The sequence below is a fragment of the Vibrio sp. YT-18 genome, from assembly GCF_033337345.1.
Classification (GTDB): Bacteria; Pseudomonadota; Gammaproteobacteria; order Enterobacterales; family Vibrionaceae; genus Vibrio; species Vibrio alginolyticus.
In genome coordinates, this window is record NZ_JAWOQO010000003.1 from 437,625 (window position 1) to 457,539 (window position 19,915).

The 19,915-nt window shown below is 44.4% G+C and carries 17 protein-coding genes; 8 read left to right on the forward strand and 9 right to left on the reverse strand.

The features are described from left to right. From R7M72_RS06685 to R7M72_RS06705, 5 genes are all read right to left on the reverse strand, one after another. Positions 1 to 1,338, reverse strand: a 1,338-nt coding sequence (locus tag R7M72_RS06685; protein WP_225477348.1) for a VWA domain-containing protein, incomplete at its 3' end; no start/stop codon positions are given. Further along, complete coding sequence (locus R7M72_RS06690) at positions 1,331 to 2,335, reverse strand: vWA domain-containing protein (RefSeq protein WP_047103941.1); 1,005 nt, start codon at positions 2,333 to 2,335, stop codon at positions 1,331 to 1,333. The genes R7M72_RS06690 and R7M72_RS06685, both read right to left, overlap by 8 nt. Beyond that, complete coding sequence (locus R7M72_RS06695; protein ID WP_065275458.1) at positions 2,328 to 2,804, reverse strand: DUF4381 domain-containing protein; 477 nt, start codon at positions 2,802 to 2,804, stop codon at positions 2,328 to 2,330. The genes R7M72_RS06690 and R7M72_RS06695 overlap by 8 nt, the downstream gene beginning before the upstream one ends. A gap of 37 nt (positions 2,805 to 2,841) precedes the next feature. Beyond that, positions 2,842 to 3,768 (reverse strand): DUF58 domain-containing protein, encoded by a 927-nt coding sequence (locus R7M72_RS06700; protein WP_025768548.1) that lies wholly within the window; start codon positions 3,766 to 3,768, stop codon positions 2,842 to 2,844. A 13-nt stretch (positions 3,769 to 3,781) separates the two neighbouring features. Further along, positions 3,782 to 4,738, reverse strand: a complete 957-nt coding sequence (locus R7M72_RS06705) for an AAA family ATPase (protein WP_025768547.1) — start codon at positions 4,736 to 4,738, stop codon at positions 3,782 to 3,784. 310 nt (positions 4,739 to 5,048) lie between these two features. On the opposite strand from R7M72_RS06705, the gene R7M72_RS06710 reads away from it, so the two are divergent. The 8 genes from R7M72_RS06710 (at position 5,049) to R7M72_RS06745 (ending at position 13,949) form a co-directional block, all read left to right on the forward strand. Next, complete coding sequence (locus R7M72_RS06710; protein WP_318056112.1) at positions 5,049 to 6,965, forward strand: methyl-accepting chemotaxis protein; 1,917 nt, start codon at positions 5,049 to 5,051, stop codon at positions 6,963 to 6,965. A 56-nt stretch (positions 6,966 to 7,021) separates the two neighbouring features. Continuing rightward, positions 7,022 to 7,222 carry a restriction endonuclease subunit S gene (locus tag R7M72_RS06715; RefSeq protein ID WP_005375165.1) on the forward strand — a complete coding sequence of 67 codons (201 nt, stop codon included), beginning with the start codon at positions 7,022 to 7,024 and terminating at the stop codon, positions 7,220 to 7,222. A 246-nt stretch (positions 7,223 to 7,468) separates the two neighbouring features. Beyond that, the gene (locus tag R7M72_RS06720) at positions 7,469 to 8,137 is read left to right on the forward strand and encodes a LuxR C-terminal-related transcriptional regulator (protein ID WP_021707603.1); all 669 of its coding nucleotides are present in this window, start codon (positions 7,469 to 7,471) and stop codon (positions 8,135 to 8,137) included. A 228-nt stretch (positions 8,138 to 8,365) separates the two neighbouring features. Next, positions 8,366 to 9,022 (forward strand): LuxR C-terminal-related transcriptional regulator, encoded by a 657-nt coding sequence (locus R7M72_RS06725; protein WP_005383910.1) that lies wholly within the window; start codon positions 8,366 to 8,368, stop codon positions 9,020 to 9,022. Positions 9,023 to 9,228: 206 nt separating this feature from the next. Beyond that, positions 9,229 to 9,819 (forward strand): calcium-binding protein, encoded by a 591-nt coding sequence (locus R7M72_RS06730; RefSeq protein WP_005375168.1) that lies wholly within the window; start codon positions 9,229 to 9,231, stop codon positions 9,817 to 9,819. Between the two features lie 152 nt (positions 9,820 to 9,971). After that, on the forward strand, positions 9,972 to 11,690 hold the full coding sequence (locus R7M72_RS06735) for a type I secretion system permease/ATPase (RefSeq protein ID WP_215810098.1): 1,719 nt from the start codon (positions 9,972 to 9,974) through the stop codon (positions 11,688 to 11,690). Then, a complete protein-coding gene (locus tag R7M72_RS06740; protein WP_005375170.1) occupies positions 11,665 to 13,005 on the forward strand; it encodes an HlyD family type I secretion periplasmic adaptor subunit in 1,341 nt (446 codons plus the stop codon). Before R7M72_RS06735 ends, R7M72_RS06740 begins: the two co-directional genes overlap by 26 nt. 95 nt (positions 13,006 to 13,100) lie before the next feature. Continuing rightward, the gene (locus tag R7M72_RS06745) at positions 13,101 to 13,949 is read left to right on the forward strand and encodes a mechanosensitive ion channel family protein (protein WP_005375171.1); all 849 of its coding nucleotides are present in this window, start codon (positions 13,101 to 13,103) and stop codon (positions 13,947 to 13,949) included. A 95-nt stretch (positions 13,950 to 14,044) separates the two neighbouring features. Here R7M72_RS06745 and fhuB read toward each other — a convergent pair whose 3' ends face one another. The 4 genes from fhuB to R7M72_RS06765 are packed head-to-tail and all read right to left on the reverse strand — an operon-like array spanning position 14,045 to position 19,868. Beyond that, positions 14,045 to 16,012, reverse strand: a complete 1,968-nt coding sequence (fhuB, locus tag R7M72_RS06750) for a Fe(3+)-hydroxamate ABC transporter permease FhuB (protein ID WP_047103935.1) — start codon at positions 16,010 to 16,012, stop codon at positions 14,045 to 14,047. Then, positions 16,009 to 16,938, reverse strand: coding sequence for an iron-siderophore ABC transporter substrate-binding protein (locus R7M72_RS06755; protein WP_132936301.1), 930 nt, complete (start codon positions 16,936 to 16,938; stop codon positions 16,009 to 16,011). The genes fhuB and R7M72_RS06755 overlap by 4 nt, the downstream gene beginning before the upstream one ends. Continuing rightward, the gene (locus tag R7M72_RS06760) at positions 16,929 to 17,714 is read right to left on the reverse strand and encodes an ABC transporter ATP-binding protein (protein ID WP_017635311.1); all 786 of its coding nucleotides are present in this window, start codon (positions 17,712 to 17,714) and stop codon (positions 16,929 to 16,931) included. Before R7M72_RS06760 ends, R7M72_RS06755 begins: the two co-directional genes overlap by 10 nt. A gap of 51 nt (positions 17,715 to 17,765) precedes the next feature. Continuing rightward, a complete protein-coding gene (locus tag R7M72_RS06765) occupies positions 17,766 to 19,868 on the reverse strand; it encodes a TonB-dependent siderophore receptor (protein ID WP_318056113.1) in 2,103 nt (700 codons plus the stop codon). Positions 19,869 to 19,915: the final 47 nt, after the last annotated feature.

A 19,915-nucleotide genomic window follows, 5' to 3' on the forward strand; every position in this document is an offset into this window, starting at 1 on the left:
CTGTTTTAGCTTTTCTTCTACAACCGATAGGTTTTTCTTCGCGGCTTCAAAGTTAGGCTTTTCCTCTAGCAGCTTTTTATACAAATCAGCCGCATCTTCTAATTGACCATTTTGAGCGAGCGAGTTGGCGAGGTTATAGCGGCCGTTAAGGGAGGCATCATGAGAAAATGCTTCGATAGCGGCTTCGTAGTCACCTTTTTGATAACTGGCGGCTCCTTTCCAGCTTGGGTTTGTAAATAGGTTTTGCGCCTGTTCATACTCACCTTGCTTGTAGAGTTCCGCTCCTTGTTGGTCGGCATTTAAGAACGGATTAGCTTCTGCATGCGGTGTCCACGTTACTGGGACTACAGTCGCAACTACCATCCAAATCAGGTCGCGTCGAAACAGTAAAGCCGCAGGAAGAAGTAACAACGGCAGTAACCAAAAGCCACTGTTGAGACGAGAGTCAGTTTTAACTTCTTCGCTTTGGGTTGCAGAAAGCTGGCTACCAATGTTATTGGTAAAGGCCGCGATGTTTTCAACATCACGGTTGGTGTGTTGAATAGGAACAAATAGGCCACCAGTCTTATTCGCTAGCGTTTGTAGATTTTTCAGATTTGTTTTCGCTACGACGGTTGTGCCTTGTGCAGTTTTTAGCAGAGATCCATCGGGCAGCGCGATAGGCGCACCGTTAGGAGTCCCGACGGCAAGAACAGAAATGCGAAACTTTGTACCTTGGACTAAATCTAACGCGCGAGACAGCTCTGACGTATCAAGATCATCCGCTAACACGATGATATCGCCTTGTTGCGTGCCGGCTTGAGAAAACTGGTTGATCGCAAGTTCAATCGCGGCAGGCAGGTTTGCTCCTTGAAAAGGCATCAGCTCTGGTGACAAATTTTCGATAATGCCAGCAAGCGTGCTGGAATCAGTTGTCAGTGGACTTAAGTTATAGGCATCGCCAGCGTAAGCAATAAGTCCAGTGGCTCCCTCTTTCCATTTAGGCAGCAAATCGAGCGCCTTATAACGTGTTTGTGCTAGCCGATTGGGTTTGATGTCTGTAGCAAACATAGAGCGAGACATATCAAGCACCAAGATACGGTTTTGGTTTAACTCAAAGCTTGGTCGAGCATTGGACTGCCAGCTTGGCCCCGCTAATGAAATGCAAGTTATTGCCCAAGCTAAACCCCATAGAGTGAAGTAATGCTTAGACTGCGTGTTTTGTCCGAGCATCCGCGATAGGTGAGGGGCAATCAGTGTGGACTTTTGGGCTCTAAATTTGTGATTAAGCAAGAGTGCAATAGGGATCACGATGAGCCCCAAAAGCCAATAAGGATTGAGGAAAATAAACTCAGCCATGTTTTCTCCTTAATAGGAATAACAATACCGACAATACAAATGCAGCGCTTAATGGATATGGAAACCATTCAGACTGAGGGCGCCAAGTTTGTGTGTCGCTAGATACGGGTTCTAGCTGGTTGATGGTGTCATAAATCTTTTCGAGCTCTTCTGTATCTCGCGCTCGAAAATATTGTCCACCTGTCACCTCTGCCACTTTAGTCAGTGTTTGTTCATCTAAGTCGGCTGCGGTGTTGACTTTGCGAGTCATGAAAAACTCTTTTACCATCATTTCACCAGCGCCCACGCCCACGGTGTAAACAGTGGCGTTGTATTTTTTCGCAATTTCCGCTGCTTCTAGCGGCTCGAGCACCCCTGCAGTATTGCTGCCGTCACTGAGCAAAATCATGACTCGTTGGGGAGCATCACTGTCTACAAAGGTTTTTGTGCCTAACCCAATACCATCACCAATGGCGGTTCGTTGACCAACCAAGCCGATGACGGTTTGATTAATCTGTTGCATGACGCTTTTGCGGTCTGCAGTGAGTGGTGTTTGCAAATAAGCATGGTCGCCAAACAAAACAACTCCGAGACGGTCACCTTTTCTCTTTGCTACGAAATCAGACAGAACTTTTTTGACTGCTGTGAGGCGATCGATATATTCGCCGTTGAGTTCCATGTCTTCCTGCTGCATCGAACCGGACAGATCGACGACTAACATCAAGTCCCGATATTTGGGTTGGAATTCAACGGGATCGCCAAACCAAACTGGACGCGCACACGCGACGACAAGAAGGCCCCAGATCGCGATTGAAAGTGCTTTTTGCAGCGCTTGCTTAGGCTTGCTGCGATTCTCATTGGTTGGTAAGTACGCCAATTTGATCTCGGCTTGTTGAGATTCTTGTGGCAGGAACTTGTATACCAGCCATGGGATGGGCAACAAAAACAGTGCCCACCACCAGACAAATTCAATGTTTAGCCATTGGGCAAGATCGGTTATGAGTGTTTGCTCAGTCACGGTTATTTGCCTTTTTCTTTGGTGGCAAAGCGTAGGTTATCCAAAAGACACAATCGTCTACCAAGCTTTGATGCTGCCCTTGGGAAGAATTCTGATACAACGCTTCTTGCCACTGATGTTGTTTGTCTACGAATCGACTTTCTTTGGTATGGCTATCGAGAAATTTATACCAAGCGATTCCGGTTAATGGTGCGATCTCTTCACGCGGAAAGTAACTCAATGCTGCCTGGCGCAATATTTCCAGAGCAGAAGAGGGGGTATGAGGCGCGGTAGGTTGAGTTAAAAGTGTTAATGCTGTCTTTTTTGCGCGTAAGTGTTTTTTACGCCATCTCACATAAAGACAAATGCCGAAAACGAAGAGCAAGGTGGCTGCAAGCACCACCCACCATCCCCAAGCGAGCGGAAACCAATCCGGAGCGTTTGGCAAAATCAAAGGTTCAAGGTCTAGGCTTTGGTTGTTTGTTGTCATTATTATTACTGCTTAATAAATACTGCTTGTCAGTTTGTTAGCTTAATTGTGAAATTAAGGGCCAGCCACTTGATAGCGTGTTAAATGGAATTGCTATCGAATGGCACTGCTGCTTAATGGTTTCTTGATGTTGGGTAAAGTGGCTTTCGAGTTCTCTTCGTTGTCCTTTAGAGCCAAAGTTAAACCATTGACTATGCAGCCCATCCGAAGCTTTCACTTGACCTCTAAAGTCTGTTTCGCCTCTTTCTAACGGATCATAAAACTGAACGGCCCTTACGCTATTGTGTTGTTTGAGTCGACGTAGTTGTGCCAGTTCCGTTGGTGTTACGTGGGCAAAGTCACTGAGCATAATCAATTCGCTGCCTTTTGGGGTGAGCGTATGAAGTGTCTCCAATACTTGTGTATAAGGCAGTGTACGAGTGTCGTTGCTTGCAGTACGAGTTACTTGCGCATTATGTATGTCGACTATGGCGTTAAGAATCCGCAGCCCTTGTCTTTGTAAAGAAGAGGGGCGAAATTCAAGACATTGATGTCCGTCATCAATCACTGCGCCGATGCGATCTTTTTTAGCTAGAGTTAGCCAAATTAGAACACTGGCAAAGTGGGCCAATTGAACGGATTTGAGTACATACTTAGATCCAAAATGTAGACTAGAACTTAGATCAAGATAAAGAATGACCGCTTGCTCTTTATCTTCTGCAAACAATTTTGTATGTGCTTTACCGGTCCTAGCGGTGACTCGCCAATCAATGCTGCGAATATCGTCGCCAGGTTGATATTGGCGCACCTCCATAAAATCCATACCTCGCCCTTTTTGGCGACTGGTATGGTTACCACTCATCTGCGACCAGAGACTCTGTGCTGGTGGTAACCAACGTACAGATTGAGTGCGATATTGGAGCAGCTCTTCAAGGGTTAATGTCACCCCATTCGCATGAGGTGGTAATGAATGTGTAGCGGACATATCACTCACCTGTTTATGCACTGCCAACAAGGTTTAGCAGTTTATCGATGACCTGGTTTGCCGTAATGCCTTCCGCTTGAGCGTGGTAACTCAACAATAAACGGTGGCGCAGTACCGGATAAGCCATGGTTTGAACATCTTCCGGAGAGACAAAATCACGACCAGCAAGCCAAGCGTGCGCACGTGCACAGCGATCAAGAGCGATGGTGGCACGCGGACTCACACCCATTGACAACCACTTGTCCAACTCAGTGTCATATTCGTTGGCTTGACGTGTCGCCATAACTAAACGGACGATGTACTGCTCTATCGTTTCCGCCATATGAATATCCAACACTTCTTTACGTGCGGTGAATATATCTTGTTGGCTTAACATTGGGCGTTCAACCTTTGCTTCGCCTTTTGCTTCTCCGCGGTTAATACGCAAGATAGATAGCTCATGCTCCGCATCTGGGTATTCCACTTCTAAATGCAATAAAAAGCGGTCTAGCTGCGCTTCAGGAAGGGGGTAGGTCCCTTCTTGCTCTATCGGGTTTTGAGTTGCCATAACCAAAAACAACTCTGGCAGCGGGTAGGTATGACGACCTGCTGTGACTTGTTTCTCTGCCATTGCTTCAAGCATTGCCGCTTGTACTTTGGCTGGCGCACGGTTTATCTCATCCGCAAGAATAAGCGAGTTGAAGATAGGACCTGATTGGAAAGTGAATTCTCCGGTTTCGGGACGGAAGATATCGGTGCCGGTTAAATCGGCTGGCAGCAAATCAGGGGTGAACTGAATGCGGTGGAAGTCGCCTTCAACACAGTCTGAGAGTGATTTTACTGCACGGGTTTTTGCTAACCCAGGAGGGCCTTCAACTAAAATATGCCCATCCGCAAGAAGCGCAACAAGCAGTTGCTTTACCAGATCTTGCTGTCCGATGATCTGCGACTCTAAGTATTGCTGAAGAGTTTCGAAGTTAGATTTATGCATGCTTTGGACTCTCGGTATCCATGTGATTTTCGTGTTGAGTATTGGTCATTTTCCATGTGAAAAAAGTTCCAACGCTCTATTGCAATTTATCTTTTCAATATTGGGACGCTACAGAGAATTGCAAGTACGTGCTATCTCTGAAAGTGCTTATTTGACAGTGTGTTACATTTATTTTTCATAATATAATGAGAAATGCCTCTAGTTTTGTACATATGAGCCGATAAAGATTCCGTGGTGTGCGTGTCATGAGATATGCACCTGATTCCCCTTGTGGGGCCAATAACAAGTGATTCTTTTAAAAGGTCCGAATATGTTGAAACTTCATTCCTTGAGCATCAAACAGAAGGTTGTACTTGGCATTACGTTTGCTGTTCTAGCATCAACAATCATTGTTGGTGTTATGGCTCAGCGTCATGCGAGAGATGTATTGAGCCATCGTCTTATTGACATCGAGCTACCTGCGATGTTGCAGCAAATCAATACCGAAATTGACCGCGAAGTTGTCGAAATGCAACAAGCGGCAAAACAGCTGGCTACAAACGAATTTATTGTTGAAGCCCTATCTAATACAGACCGTGATCCGTCAGTAGAAGTTCAGTTGGTTCAGCAGCTCAATAACGTTAAATCACAGTATGGTCTTAATGATGCGTCGGTAGCGAATCGTCAAACGGCATATTACTGGAATCAAAACGGATTCTTACGCCAACTTAACCGAACGCAAGATGCTTGGTTCTTTGGATTTACGTCGTCTGGTCAAGAAACGTCCGTGAGTGTGTTCCAAGAGGCAAATGGCGAAGTGAAAATGTTTGCCAATTTCCAAGATCTTAATGGTACATCAATGTCAGGTCTCTCTAAATCTATGGGAGACATGGTTACTTTGCTCAATGGGTTTAAAATTGAAGATACGGGTTACGTGTTCCTCACTAATGAACAAGGCCAGATTCAAATACACCGCCAACAAGGTAAGAACCAAACTTCTATCACTAAACTATTTGGTAGTGACGCAAGTGCGCTGTTGAACAAAAATAGCTTCAACCTAATTAGTGTGGAGTTTGAAGGGCAGGATACTTTTGTTTCTAGTTTGTATGTTCCTTCAATGAACTGGTTTGTTATTGGCGTGGTTCCCGTTGATGAAGTATTCGCAGACCTGAATGCGACAGCCAAAAAAATGCTGTTTACGACCATCATTGTTGCCGTTGTATTCATCCTCATGGGCGTATGGTTAGCAAACAGCATTACGAAACCAATCCGACTGATTGCCGATCGTTTTACCGACCTTGGGCAAGGTGAAGGCGATTTGGCGCAGCGTATTGAAATTAAGGGTAATGATGAAATTGCTCAGCTTTCAAAAGGCTTTAATGGATTTATTGAGAAGATTCATGCCACGATGAAAGAGGTTGCTTTAACCAGTGGCTCATTAAGTCAAGCGGCAGAAAGTGTGTCAACGAAAGCAACATCCACACACGACAACAGCCAAGAGCAGCGTGATCAAACCATTCAAGTAGTTGCAGCTATCAACCAAATGGGTGCGACCATCAGTGAAATTGCATCGAACGCTGCTACCGCTGCTGATACGGCAAATCAGGCTTCAGATAACACTCAAACTGGTCGAGAAGTTGTGATGAAAGCAAAAGAGGTGATCAGCCGCCTAGCCGATGATGTTGAAACAACCAATATTGTTGTTACGCAGTTGGCATCGACAACCAAAGATATTGGCTCGATTCTGGGTGTAATTCGTGACATCTCTGAGCAAACGAATTTACTTGCGCTAAACGCTGCAATTGAAGCTGCTCGTGCTGGTGAGCAGGGACGTGGTTTTGCGGTTGTTGCTGATGAGGTAAGAAACCTAGCTTCACGCACGGCTGATTCTACAGAAGAGATTCAGCGCATGATCAATCAGCTTCAAAGTGACGCACAAGACGCGGTAAATGCTATGGAAGCGGGCAAAGCGGTCACCATAGAAGGGGTTACTTCTACCGATGAAGCAGTCGAGGTATTAATCAGTATTTCTGAACGAATCACCGACATCTCTGATCGTAATACACAAGTTGCAACGGCGACGGAAGAGCAATCCACGGTGGTGCATACCATTAATCAAAATATCGAAGAAATCAACGCGATAAATGAAATGACAACCGCGACAGCAGAAGAGTTGGCGGATGCAAGTCGCGATCTTCAAGCGCTCTCTTCTCGTTTAGACAAGATGGTTGGTAGCTTCAAGTTATAGAGTTGGATAGAATAGGCGAAGTTTAAAAGTTCAATCATTAATTTTAGGTAAGTACTATGAATGACTTCGAAAAAGAACTAGAGCAAATTTCTCAAGAAACTGCTCAGGAGCCAGAAGTAAAACTGCCGTCGCTAGAAGAGCAAAAAGCGATCGTCGCTGAGCTGAAAAAGCTGGAAGCGGAAGGTAAGCTGACGCCAGAAGTGTTAGAACAACACTTTGGTAAGTTTAACCAAAAAAACGCAGTTCCAATCCACTAAGTTAGGTGGTGTTTTGCCTCTAACGTGCGTGATTAAATCACCTGCTCAAACACAAAAAGGGAGTTTATACTCCCTTTTTTAATGTCTGAAAAATGCTAATACCTCTCATATACTTGCCACTTAAAAATTATTGACACTTCAATGAGTTATTAATTAGTACTAGTGATTTTCATACTTGACAATACTACCGCTCTATCTAAATCTATTGCGTATTTCAATAAAAACGACCAAGGGAATGCGATCAGGATGGAGCAGCAAAAAAAAAGAAACGTTATTTTAATCACGGAGGGAAGTCTACAGTCATCTCTGTTGAAAGATGTATTGGAGACCAAACTCGGTATTAGTGTTGCTCTAATCACGCCAGATAATCTGATTCACGGAGTGTTACATGAATCTCTTGCATCAGCCATTATTGTTGATTGCAGCGTGATCACGGATGAAATTTTTCGCCGTTATGCGGAGTTTAAAGCGGCCAAGCAGAAAGACACGCTTGAAATCTTAATTAATTGTGAGCAATCCATATCGACAGAAGATCTCTTTGCTTGGCGTACTTTGGCCGGTATTTTCTATACCTCTGATGATATAAAAACGTTGCAAGTTGGTATTGGTAAGGTGCTTCAAGGAGATATGTGGTTCAGCCGTAAGTTTTCTCAGCAGTACATTACTTACCTTCGTCGACATTGCAAACCTATAAATAAGAATGTTTCCGCTATTCTGACCAAACGAGAGCAACAAATAATTACCTTTCTTTCCATGGGGGCGTCCAATCAACAAATCGCCGAACAATTATTTGTCAGCGAGAATACGGTAAAAACGCATTTACATAATATTTTCAAGAAGATTGATGTGAAAAATAGAGTTCAAGCACTTATTTGGGCAAAGGAAAATATTTCAGACAACTCGTTAACGGTGTAATGCTATTGCAATATTAGGTTGCCTAATTTAGTAAACTCTTAATAATTTCTGTGACCTGAATGTGTTAAAAGTGTTTCTTTTATGAGAAACACTTTTTTTGATTCTCTTTTTAATAACTTTAGAATTTAAAAAAGTAGCAAATAACTTTACTCTGTGAACTAGCACTTACATATCAAACTAAGTGCTGACGATTAACTACTAATTTAAGAATGTTAAGTCACTGAAAGTATGAGAAATATTATGGAACAGTATATGGAAAAGCCTGAAATCCTAATGCTCACTCAACAAAGTTTACAGAGTGAAAACTTTAAGGAAATGCTTTCTAAAAATACAGAAACTAAAATAACGATCATTGATACTAAAAACCCTAGCTATCATGAACTCATTCCGGAACGCTACTTTTTGCTTGTTGATTTTTCAGTTGAGATTCCTTCCGAAACTTTAGTTTATTTAAAAGATAGTAATAAAGTGCTAGGAACCATAATGCTTAATCTAGGTTATGACTTAGACACAGAAGAACTCGCTTCTTGGCCTCATGTAAAAGGTATATTTGGTCCAGGAGATTCAATGGACAAGGTTTGTCAGGGATTAAAAGCAATAATAAAAGGGGATAACTGGCTGTCTCGAAGATTACTTGATCAGCTAGTAAATTATTATCGAGGTAGAGAAGCAAATAACATTATCGAACCTGCTATTGAGGTTGAGCTTACTCGGCGTGAAGTTCAGGTTTTAAAAATGTTGAAAGAAGGTGGTTCAAATATGGAAATCGCTGATTCTTTATTTATCAGCGAGCATACTATTAAATCACATCTATACAATATTTTTAGAAAGTTAGAAGTAAAGAACCGTACGCAAGCTACAAGTTGGGCTAAGAGAAACCTGTAGTACTAGTATTAACTTGCTGTAATAAAAAGAAAATACTCTATAAAGTACTAAATTTTATATTTATTATTAAAATGTCAGTCTGAAATATCATCCCATATTCAAACTTATTCCTATTCAGTTGACTATTAGACTTCTCATGTCGTGACGAATCTAGTCAGACGTGGAACAGAAGGTCTATTCAATTAATAAGCTAAGAGGGAATAAAAATGAGCGCAAGTGACAATGACACGTATTTAGGCGATGCAGGTGTAAATAACCAATTTGCTGATTTCGATGGCGGCGATGATTTGTTTATCGGTTTTGGTGGTAATGACTCGTTTGTTGGCGGTGGCGGTAATGATTATGTGATCGGCGGCGACGGCGATGATCGCCTAACTGGTGGTGCTGGAGATGACATCCTTAGGGCTGGTACAGGAAACGACTACCTCGGCGGTGGTACCGGTAATGACTTGCTGTTGGGTTTGCTGGGCGACAATAAATTAAATGGTGGTGTCGGTGAAGATATTCTTGTTGCTGGTTCTGGTGACAACGTTTTAGTTGGCGGCAGCAATGGCGATAAGTTTGTGTTCACGGATAAGTTTGGTGGCCATGGCGAAGCCAAAGTTGTTGATTTCACCATTGGTGAAGACTCTTTGCACATCATTAGCGACTCTGTCACAGACTTTGGTGATTTAAGCTTTAGCTACGATGCAGTTGGGAATGCAGTGTTTACCGATGGGGCTGATCTAACAGTGAAACTTATTGGCGTGACTGAAACTGACATCAACACCTATGGTGCTGATCTGTTCGTAATCTAAACGACTGAAAATAACTCTGGATGGGAATTAGTTTGCGTGGCTCTGCCATGCTGAGGTGCACTAATCGGACACTCTAGAGCGATTTGAGGTTACCTTAAGCTAGGCGCTAGTATTTCTGGCGCCTACAATTTTCACGTTAAACGGAAGTAGTCGTGCAAAAAACGGTTTTCAAAGAAGTGAAACAAAAACTATGCACGCTTGCGGGCTTGCTGATCGTTTTTAGCCTTTTTATCAACTTATTGGTTCTCTCGATTCCGTTGTACATGCTTCAAGTGTACAACCGAGTGATATCCTCCTACTCAACCGATACTTTATTCTTGCTCACTGTCATCGTAATTGTCGCGCTGTTAACCATGTCCATCATCGACATTGCACGAGCACAAATGAGTAAATCTTTTGGTTATTGGATGGATACAAAACTCTCCGCTTTCATGCTCAAGCGCACGATTCAATATCAATCACATACCGGGAAGAGTTATACCTCGCAAACTCTGAGAGACATTCAGAACATCAAAAGCTTTTTGAGCAGTCAAGCACCTTACCCACTGTTGGATGCGCCCTGGACACCGCTGTTTATTTTATTTGTGTATTTATTGCACCCGATACTAGGTCACATCGCGTTACTTGGATCTATCGTATTGTTTAGCCTAGGTCTACTTAATGAGCTGATGACGCGTAAAACAATGCAAGAGAGCGAAGTCAGAGCGATTTCTCATATCAACAACGCTGAATTAGCCACGCAAAACTCCAATTCAATTCTCGCAATGGGGATGATGAATGCATTTTTAGAGAAGTGGCAGTCGCGCGTGAGTGAAGTGAATGTGCTTGAAGAGCGAGTTGCAGGTAAGTCCATCTACATGGCTAACTTTTCTAAGTTTGTGCGTGGATCACTACAGATATTTTTGCTGGGAGGTGGTGCATGGTTAGTAATCCAACATGAAATCACGGCAGGGGCGATGATCGCGAGCTCCATATTAATGAGTCGGGCATTATCGCCGATGGAGCAGGCGATAGGCACGTGGCGAAGCGCGATGTCTGCTAAAGGCGCCTATAAAAGGTTGAAAGAAATCGATGCGATCGTGCGCCAAGATGAATCAGATATGCCACTGCCTAAACCAAAAGGACACTATGAGCTTACCGGACTGGCCTATCGCCATCCTGGAGCAACCGAACCAGTGCTCTCATCGATCAGCTTATCGATTCCTTCGGGTGTTGCTGTTGGGGTGATTGGCCCTTCTGGTACGGGTAAATCGACGTTTGCTCGGCTGTTATTAGGTACGGTTAAGCCATTAGCGGGTAAAGTGACTCTTGATGGAATGGAAGTCTCCGTATGGGCATCTGAAGATCGCGGCGTGCATTTTGGGTATCTCGCTCAAGAGGTGGAGTTATTTCCTGGCACAATTCGAGAGAACATCGCGCGCTTTAAAGAAGAAGACCCGGCTAAAGTCATCAAGGCGGCGCAACTAGCAGGATGTCATGAATTAATACTCAAGAAAAACAAAGGCTATGATTGCATTATTGGTGAAAATGGCCGTGGTTTATCTGGGGGGGAAAGGCAGAGAATCGCTCTTGCAAGAGCCGTTTATGGCGACCCACCTATTGTGATTTTCGATGAAGCGAATGCCAACCTCGATGGTGAGGGAGAGGCTGCGTATCAACGTTTGATTGCCCATTTAAAAGCACAGAGTACAACGATTATCGTCATTGCCCACAATCCGAGTACGTTACGACAAATGGATAGGCTGTTGTATTTGGCTGACGGCCGAGTCAAGTTATACGGCGCTAAAGATGAAGTATTAAAACGTTTGATGGGCGAAGAAAGAACAGATATCCCAAGGGTAAGAAATGAGCAATCAACTGCCAACCGTTAATCAGAGTTCTACCGAGATCGTATATCGTTTTAGCCCCAAAGCGAGACTAAACTTTCGAAAACCAATTTTACTCGGTGTGGTGACCTTAAGTGTTTTTCTTGGAGGCCTTGGCTACTGGGCTGCAACAGCCAAATTAGAAAGTGCAGCGATTGCTTATGGTGATTTGTCAGTTCTCACTAAGCGACAAGAAATTCAGCATTTAGAAGGCGGTATTATTGAAAAGCTATATGTACAGGAAGGGGATTTAGTCGAAAAAGGTCAGTTATTAATTCAACTTTCTAAGCGTCAAGCTATGGCTAAGTTGGACTCGTTAAGTGGTCGTTTTATCCATACTCTAGCAAAGGAAAACCGTTTAAGTGCGGAGCTTGATGAGCTTCCAACGATTGTATGGTCTGATGATCTTGAAAGCATTCCCCGTGTCGATATCGTACAAGAAGCACAACTGGTTCAAAACAAGATCTTTGAAGCGAGAAAGCGATTCTTTGATAGTAAACTGAGTATCATTGAGCAGAGTATTTCTGGAGCAAATTTAGAGCTTGAAAACCTTCAGCAAACCAAAGTGATTGAGACGGAACGGCTCAACTTTATTGCTGAAGAAATAGACAGCAACCAAGCCTTGGTGCAAAAAGGTTTCTCGGGAAAATCTACTTTACTTCAACTCAAGCGCTTAGCAGCGGAGGTGAGAAGTACCTTAAGCCAGTTAGATAGGCAGTCGCTCACCGTTAGAAAAAGGTTAGATGAGAACCTAGCGCAAATTGAAGAGTTGAAGCTTGAAAGGCTGAATGAGATTGTCGAGGAACTACGAAATACCAAAACGGAAATTGTCGCAATTCGGGAAGAATATCGCTCCGCTCAAGATATTGTCGCAAGAACAACGATCAACGCACCTATTTCTGGTCGCGTAGTCAACATGCAAGTGTTTACCGAAAAAGGTGTGATTGGCTCGGGTGAAACGTTACTAGAACTGGTCCCGCAAGACGATAAGTTGTTAGTCGAGGCTCGTGTTAATCCTCAGGATATTGATTTAGTGAATCCAGGCCAGCAAGCGCATGTTCGTCTGACCGCTCTGAATGCACGGACGTTGGCACCTTTAGACGGTACTGTGCTGACGATTTCTGCCGATAAGCTCTCGCAAGAAAACCAAGAAGATTTTTATCTCGCTAGAATTGCAATTTCACCGGAAGATGTGACAAAACATCGTTTAACCTCAGGCATGAATGCCGAAGTGCTTATTTTATCTGAGCCACGAACGCCATTGAGCTACCTAATAAAGCCAATTACAGAAAGCATGAATCGCGCCTTCAGAGAGGAGTAATTTCAAAAAGACTTGAGTGAGCACGGACAACAGACAAAATAATTTGTTATCGTTAGCTGTTACTGGGCCGTATTTTTATTCGAGGGAGCCGTGGAATGGAGAAAGTGCAGTTAGTTGTCGATTTTCTTCTCACTCATAAATTGATTTTTACCGCACTGATCTTTGCGATTATGTGGTTAATTCGTCGTGCAATTTTATCGATGATTCGTGGTGATCACGCTTTTCTCTCAGAAGATCAGCGTAGTTGGATGTCCAGAACTAAAAATGGCACCTTTGCTGTTACATTACTGATTTTATTTATTTTATGGCAATCAGAAATTAACGAGTTTGCTCTGAGTGTAACGGCGATTGCCGTTGCCATTGTAGTGGCATCCAAAGAAATCATTTTGTGTTTTACGGGTTCGATTCAAAGAGCAAGTTCACGTTCTTTTCGCGTTGGGGACTGGATTGAGGTCGGGAAGTTATGCGGTGAAGTGATTGAGCACAATATGATGGCGACGGTGATTCAAGAGATCGACCTGCATCATGGGCAATATCATTACACCGGCAAAACAGCGACATTGCCTAATAGTATGTTCTTTACCTATCCAGTAAAGAACCTCAACTTCATGAAGCGGTACGTTTATCACAACTTTTCTGTAGTGGTGAAAGACTTCGTCAATTTGTATCCACTGCTACCGATTTTAACTGATAAAATTGAAGAACATTGCAGTTACTTTGCTGATGTTGCACATCGTTACAATGCGATGATTGAAAAACATGCCGGTGTTGACCTTCCTGGTTCTGAGCCACATATGCATATTTCTAGCAACATTAATGGTGAACAAATTCTGCACGTGATGATTTTCTGCCCAACCGATAAAGCGAACCACTTAGAGCACTTAATTCGTAAGGACTTTATGGAACTTTATGAGCAACGTTTTCCTGTAGTGCGAGAAGAATAGAGCATCGTACTTCGCCTTTAATTTCAAACCCCGCTATCAAAATAGCGGGGTTTGTTTTTCTTAGCGTATTTTTAGGCTGTAACAATATTCCCAACTTAGCTGAATTTACTCTTCAGCATTAAAAATAGGAAGTAAGTGCTGCCTATAATAGCGACCAACGTGCCAGCTGCGACCTGACTTGGATAAATAGCGATTTGTCCTAGCCAATCTGCCCACAACATTAGGGTTGCGCCAATTAAGGCACCGACACACAGTTGCTCTTTCACTTTTCTTGCTCCTAACATCATCGCCATATGGGGAGCGACCAAGCCAACAAAAGATATTGGACCAACTGTAGCCGTAGAAAAGGCGCATAACAAAGCAACGATGGTGAGCATAAGCGTATTGGCTACGGTAGGGTTAAGCCCTCGTGCATTTGAGAATTGTCGCCCGATGGAAATTAGTGTTAGCCAACGAGAAATCGAGAATACAGCGGCAAGCAGAACTATTATGGCCAAACATAACATCAGTGCGGTGTCGGCTGTGACTCGATAAATTGAACCAGTTAACCACAATAAAATTTTGTAACTGTCACCAGAACCTTGAGCTAGCGAAAATTGAACAAGAGCTTCTAGTAGTGCCGTTAGTGCGATGCCGGACAACACGAAGTTAGATGGATTAAAATGGCTTCGTTTACCGATAATCAGCAATAACATCAATACGGACATACTTCCGAAAAAAGCGATACCCCAGCTAAATGCGGAGAGAAGCGACCCAGCGATGACTCCTGTCGTAATAATGGCAAACGTGGCTCCGGAAGACACACCGAGAATATCGGGACTTGCCAGAGGGTTATAAACAATGCGTTGCAAAATGATTCCGGCAACGGATAGCGCAATACCGACAGAAAGTGCGGTTAACATTCGCGGCCAACGCAATTGCCATTGGAACTCACCTGGCACAGACCATTGAATTCCGTTTATACCATGGGTAACGAATGAGTAAGCTAGAATCCCAACCAGACTGAATAGCGCAATGCTGCATACCGCGCGTTTAGAAAGCGCCGTTTTTCCTTGGCTCATTGAAAGGTTAAGTTGATCGGTTGCCGTCAGCTTTTTACGAGTAAACCAAATTAAAGCGGGAGCGCCAATAGCTGCAGCCGCTACGCCGCTAGGAATGGTTTCCTCTAACCATAAGCTCAGCGAGATAGCGGCAGAGTCTGTGATGATTAGTAGCATTGCGCCCAAAAGCATGCTGCTGATCAATTCGTCGCGCGGTGTTCTTGCCCCCATCGCTCTGGCAATATTGGGTGTCAGTAATCCGATGAAGCTGATAATGCCAACTGCGGTGATTGAGGCAGATACTAGCCAAATACCCATCACCATTAACGCACCAAACGCGGGTAATACCGCTAAGCCTCGGGCTGCTGCGCCTTCTTGTCCTAGTTTCATTAAGGTCAGAATACGTGGTGCGACGATCAAAATTACGATTGCGATAGCGCAGCGAGGCAATAACCACTCAAACCAATCCCAGCTGTATTGAGAAAGGTCTCCGGCTCCCCACATAAAAATATTCTGTGCGAACTGGGCGTTTAAAATAATAATGGCTGTGGCGATAGAACCAAGCAAGATATTGATAACCATCCCCGAAACGACCAACGGCAAACCTGTCATATTACGCACGCCTGCAATTGATACGATCAGGCCAAACGCCACTAAAGCCCCCACCATTGCGGCTAATGCAGAGTAATCGGCTACCCAATCGACGAACCAAATGTTTACCACGACTAATGCAAGCCAAGCACCAGAAGAGGTGCCAAGAGTCAACGGCGAGGTGAGGTTATTCTGCGTTAATTGCTGCATTAAGCTGCCGGTGAGACCAAGCATGGCACCAACAAGCAGGGTCATACTTAACCTAGGAAGCTGCGCTTGCGTAAAGAATACGTCACGAAACTCGGTTGCTACCTCTGGTTTTGTTAATAATTGCCATTGTTCGAAAAGTGATAAATTAGTATCAATTTGTAGGCTAAAGACGCTAAGTAACGTAATCAGCGCCAGATAACCAATATAATGTTTCGTTCTCATTGTTCTGGTGCCAACTCTATTAGACTGTCGGTAATCGCTTCAGCGGTGTATTGCAAAGACATGGCACCGCCATACGCCCACACTGCTCTGACTGAATTTACCCGCTGCTTTTTCACAAACGGCATCGCTTGCCAAAGTGGCGACTCTTTCAGTTTTCGTTCTTCTGGGAAAGGTTGTACGTAGAGAACGTAGCTGTTTTGAAGGCTCTGAAGCCGATTGATTCGATCTTGCTTTACTCCCCACGCACGTGGGGCCTCTTTAATTGGAGCCTGTAATCCCAGTTTTCTAACCACGTAGTCAGTGGTGGAGTTTTCGGTTGCAAGTAATACAGTATTCGGGGTTGAAAATCGCATCACAAGAACGCTGAGTGGAGCAGAGTAATAGTGGCGAATTCGCTGGCGCATCTGCGCAAATGAAGCATCTAATTCTGCCAGTTTCTGTTCAGCAAGTGCCTCTTTATTGAATAGCTTGCTGAGCGTACGAAAGTGACGAATGGCCGTTTCAGCTGCGGCCTCATTTTCAGAAAAATTAGGTAAATAGATTACCGGAGCAATTTGTTTGAGTAACGGAATCAAGTCTTGCTGTGGAGACGCAGCAAGGATGACATCTGGTTTCAAACTGGCTATTTTTTCTAAGTTGGGTTCTGCTCGGGTTCCAATATCTTCAATTGACTCTGGTGCAGTTGGATTGACGACCCATTGGCGGTAGCCTGGTAAATTTGGGGCTGCGATTGGTTCTACGTTTAGCGCCAAAACTTGTTCTAAGATGTCCCAGTTTAAGGCTACAACGCGTTGAGGCGCTTGCTCAAAACTATGCTCGCCATATTCATCGGTAACGGTGATGACTGCATGTGCATTGGTCATAAAAAATGCGAGGAGAAAAGCAGATTGTGTAACCACAGTACGTAAACGAGCTATTATGCGCATACAACAGCCACCTTTTGGCTCGCTAATGTGTTAGCCGGGCTTGGGTGTTCAATCAGCTTAATTGGTGACTCATATAGTTTAGAAAGGCGTGCCTCGTCTAACAACATGTCGGCGTTGCCTTCAAAGGCAATCTTACCTTTTTTGAGCGCAACAATGTGGGTGGCGTAGCGCAGTGCTAAGTTCAGATCGTGCAGGATCACGATAATGCCTACATTCTCGGTTCGATTCAGTTCTGCCAGCAGCGCCATTAGTTGAAACTGATGGTGAACATCGAGCGCCGAGGTTGGCTCATCGAGAATTAAAATTGGCGATTGTTGAGCCAGTAGCATAGACACCCAAGCACGTTGGCGCTCGCCGCCCGATAAGTCATCCGCCAAAGCTTGAGCAAAAGGTGTAACCCCTGTTCGTTCCATAGCCTGCGTGATGATCTGTTTGTCTTCAGCTTTCCAACGACCAAGTGCCCCACGCCACGGAAAGCGACCTAAGCGCACTAGCTCTTCTACCGTTAAACCAGCCGAAGAGGGCAGCTTTTGTGGCAAATAGGCGATCTGTTTTGCCAACTCTTTGGTTTTGAGTGATGAAAGGGAAGTATCGTTTAGTGTTACCGTGCCTTTATCTGGTGGCATTTGACCAGAAAGCAGGTTCACCAGTGTCGACTTACCTGAACCGTTATGGCCTAAAACGACCGTTAGCTCATTTGTTGGGATGTTAAGTTGTTCGATGCCGAGGATCTGACGTCCACCTCGCACGATCTCAATATTAGACAGTTGAAACATGGATGGCTCTTAGGAGAAAACTCCCCTCAATAGAGGGGAGTAGAAGTACAATTACCAGCGGTAGTTTGCGTTTAGCATAACAGAGCGAGACTGGCCGTAGTAACACCAGTAATCGCAACCTGAAACAAACTCTTTATCTAGGATGTTGTTCACGTTTAGCTGTGCTTGCCACTGTGAAGTGATGTCGTAAGTGACTGACGCATCCCAAAGAGTGACAGAAGGAACCGTTAGGTTCGAGCTCTTAGGGTTATCTTTTGACTCACCTACGTAGCGCACACCAGTACCGATATTGAGGCCTGGAATCAGGCTGTAGGCGCTGTAGTCTACCCATGCAGACGCTTGATGCTCAGGAATAAGTGCGGCTTGTTTTTTACCTTGGCCAAAGCTCTCATCTGTTTTCGCTTTAGTGTAGGTGTAGCTTGCCATCAGTTTTAGATCGTCGGTTAGCTGCGCCGTGCTTTCTAGCTCAATACCTTGAGATGTCACTTCACCTGTTTGTGTCGCAATCCATGTTGATGGGTTAGTGACCAACGCGTTCTTTTGCGTGATGTCGAACCATGCAAGGTTGATAAAGCCATCCATAAAGCTTGGCTCATACTTTACACCCACTTCTACTTGCTCGCCTTCCAGCGGTTTGTAAAGTTCATTGGTTGCCGCATCAATAGTACTGATCACTTCAAACGACTGAGAGTAGTTTGCGTAAGGTGACAGGCCATTGTTTGCAAGGTACATCACACCCGCACTTAGAGAGAGCTGACCATCATCACGAGATTCACTTTGATCAACGGTAGCGCCTTTGCCAGAGTTTTCTGTTTTCACCCAGTCGTAACGAGCACCTATGTTACCAATCCACTGTTCATGCAGTTTCAATTGGTATTGTGAATAGAGACTTGCTTGAGATTTCTCAATCTCACGTTTCACGTTGTTGGCAGGATCAAGAGGGGTGAAGTTGCCGTAAACTGGGTTCCACGGGTTGATAGTGCCAAATGCATAGTTGTCTTGCTCGTCGCCATCGGTTTTGTGGAATTGCAGATCCATACCGATAAGCACTGTGTGCTCTGCGTTGTTTGTCATCCAGTTGCCGACAGCATTGTTATCGAACGTGATGCTCTGGTTTTTTCCGTCACGGAATACGATGCCTTGCGTTAACTCTTCTTTCGCTGGATCGTTGTTTGAGAACGCGTAAGAGCTGCGCAAGTACAACTCATTCGAACCGTAGTTGAGGTTTTGCGAGAGTGACCACGTGTCATTGATGTCGTGCTCTAGTAAGTAACCTAGAGAAAACTGCGTGCGTTCGTATTTATCGTAGTTTGGCTGACCAAGGTTAGTCGAAGGATCGATTTTGCCAAAGTTAGAACCAATCAGAGTACCTGCTGCCGGGAAGAATGGGTTAGTTGGTACACCGTCATCATGAAGGTAAGTTGCCAAAACGGTCAGCATTGTACGGTCAGAAATGTCGAACTCGACACTTGGCGCTAGGTAGAAACGCTCGTTATTTGTGCCGTCCAGTTCACCATCTTGGCTTGTCATCAAGCCAACCAAACGATAGCGCACAGTGCCTGCGTCGTTTGCTTCGTCAGCAATGTCAAAACCTACGGATTGGTGTTGGTTGTTGCCAACTTCGACTTTTACTTCGCCTTGAGGCGTAAACGTTGGTTTTTTCTGAACAGCATTCACGATACCGCCTGGTGCCGATTCACCAAACAGAATAGCCGATGGACCTTTAACGACTTCTACACTTTCTAGGCCGTAAGGTTCGACCAACCATGTGTAGTAACCATCGCGGAATAGGCGGTTGCCGTTTAGGTAAGTCGCTGCATCAAATCCACGAACTTTGAACCAATCAGTGTCGTTGTCTGCGCCATAAGGCTGAGCGGTTACACCAGACGTGTAGCGTAATGCTTCATCTAGCTTTTTCGGTGCACGAACACGAAGTTCATCTTCAGAAATGATAGATACGCTGCGCGGCGTTTCTGCTGCCGGGGTTTCTACTTTAAGTGCTTGCGCGGTGACCGTTATGGTCTCCATGGCAATCACGTCATCTTGTACGACGTCTTCTTGAGCTTGTGCTGTGAATGCAACCACTGCTGTAGGTGCTAAAGCACAAACCAACGCGTTGCGGATAGCGATGGTCAGTGAGTTATTCTTTTGCATAAATCTATTCCCGATAATTATGATTAACGCTAAGCTTAATTGTAATT

Bases quoted from the DNA above. Each gene is read 5' to 3' on its own strand.
- R7M72_RS06695 (WP_065275458.1), bottom strand. From the start codon at position 2,804: ATGACAACAAACAACCAAAGCCTAGACCTTGAACCTTTGATTTTGCCA.
- R7M72_RS06700 (WP_025768548.1), bottom strand. From the start codon at position 3,768: ATGTCCGCTACACATTCATTACCACCTCATGCGAATGGGGTGACATTA.
- R7M72_RS06705 (WP_025768547.1), bottom strand. From the start codon at position 4,738: ATGCATAAATCTAACTTCGAAACTCTTCAGCAATACTTAGAGTCGCAG.
- R7M72_RS06710 (WP_318056112.1), top strand. From the start codon at position 5,049: ATGTTGAAACTTCATTCCTTGAGCATCAAACAGAAGGTTGTACTTGGC.
- R7M72_RS06715 (WP_005375165.1), top strand. From the start codon at position 7,022: ATGAATGACTTCGAAAAAGAACTAGAGCAAATTTCTCAAGAAACTGCT.
- R7M72_RS06720 (WP_021707603.1), top strand. From the start codon at position 7,469: ATGGAGCAGCAAAAAAAAAGAAACGTTATTTTAATCACGGAGGGAAGT.
- R7M72_RS06725 (WP_005383910.1), top strand. From the start codon at position 8,366: ATGAGAAATATTATGGAACAGTATATGGAAAAGCCTGAAATCCTAATG.
- R7M72_RS06730 (WP_005375168.1), top strand. From the start codon at position 9,229: ATGAGCGCAAGTGACAATGACACGTATTTAGGCGATGCAGGTGTAAAT.
- R7M72_RS06740 (WP_005375170.1), top strand. From the start codon at position 11,665: ATGAGCAATCAACTGCCAACCGTTAATCAGAGTTCTACCGAGATCGTA.
- R7M72_RS06745 (WP_005375171.1), top strand. From the start codon at position 13,101: ATGGAGAAAGTGCAGTTAGTTGTCGATTTTCTTCTCACTCATAAATTG.
- fhuB (WP_047103935.1), bottom strand. From the start codon at position 16,012: ATGAGAACGAAACATTATATTGGTTATCTGGCGCTGATTACGTTACTT.
- R7M72_RS06755 (WP_132936301.1), bottom strand. From the start codon at position 16,938: ATGCGCATAATAGCTCGTTTACGTACTGTGGTTACACAATCTGCTTTT.
- R7M72_RS06760 (WP_017635311.1), bottom strand. From the start codon at position 17,714: ATGTTTCAACTGTCTAATATTGAGATCGTGCGAGGTGGACGTCAGATC.
- R7M72_RS06765 (WP_318056113.1), bottom strand. From the start codon at position 19,868: ATGCAAAAGAATAACTCACTGACCATCGCTATCCGCAACGCGTTGGTT.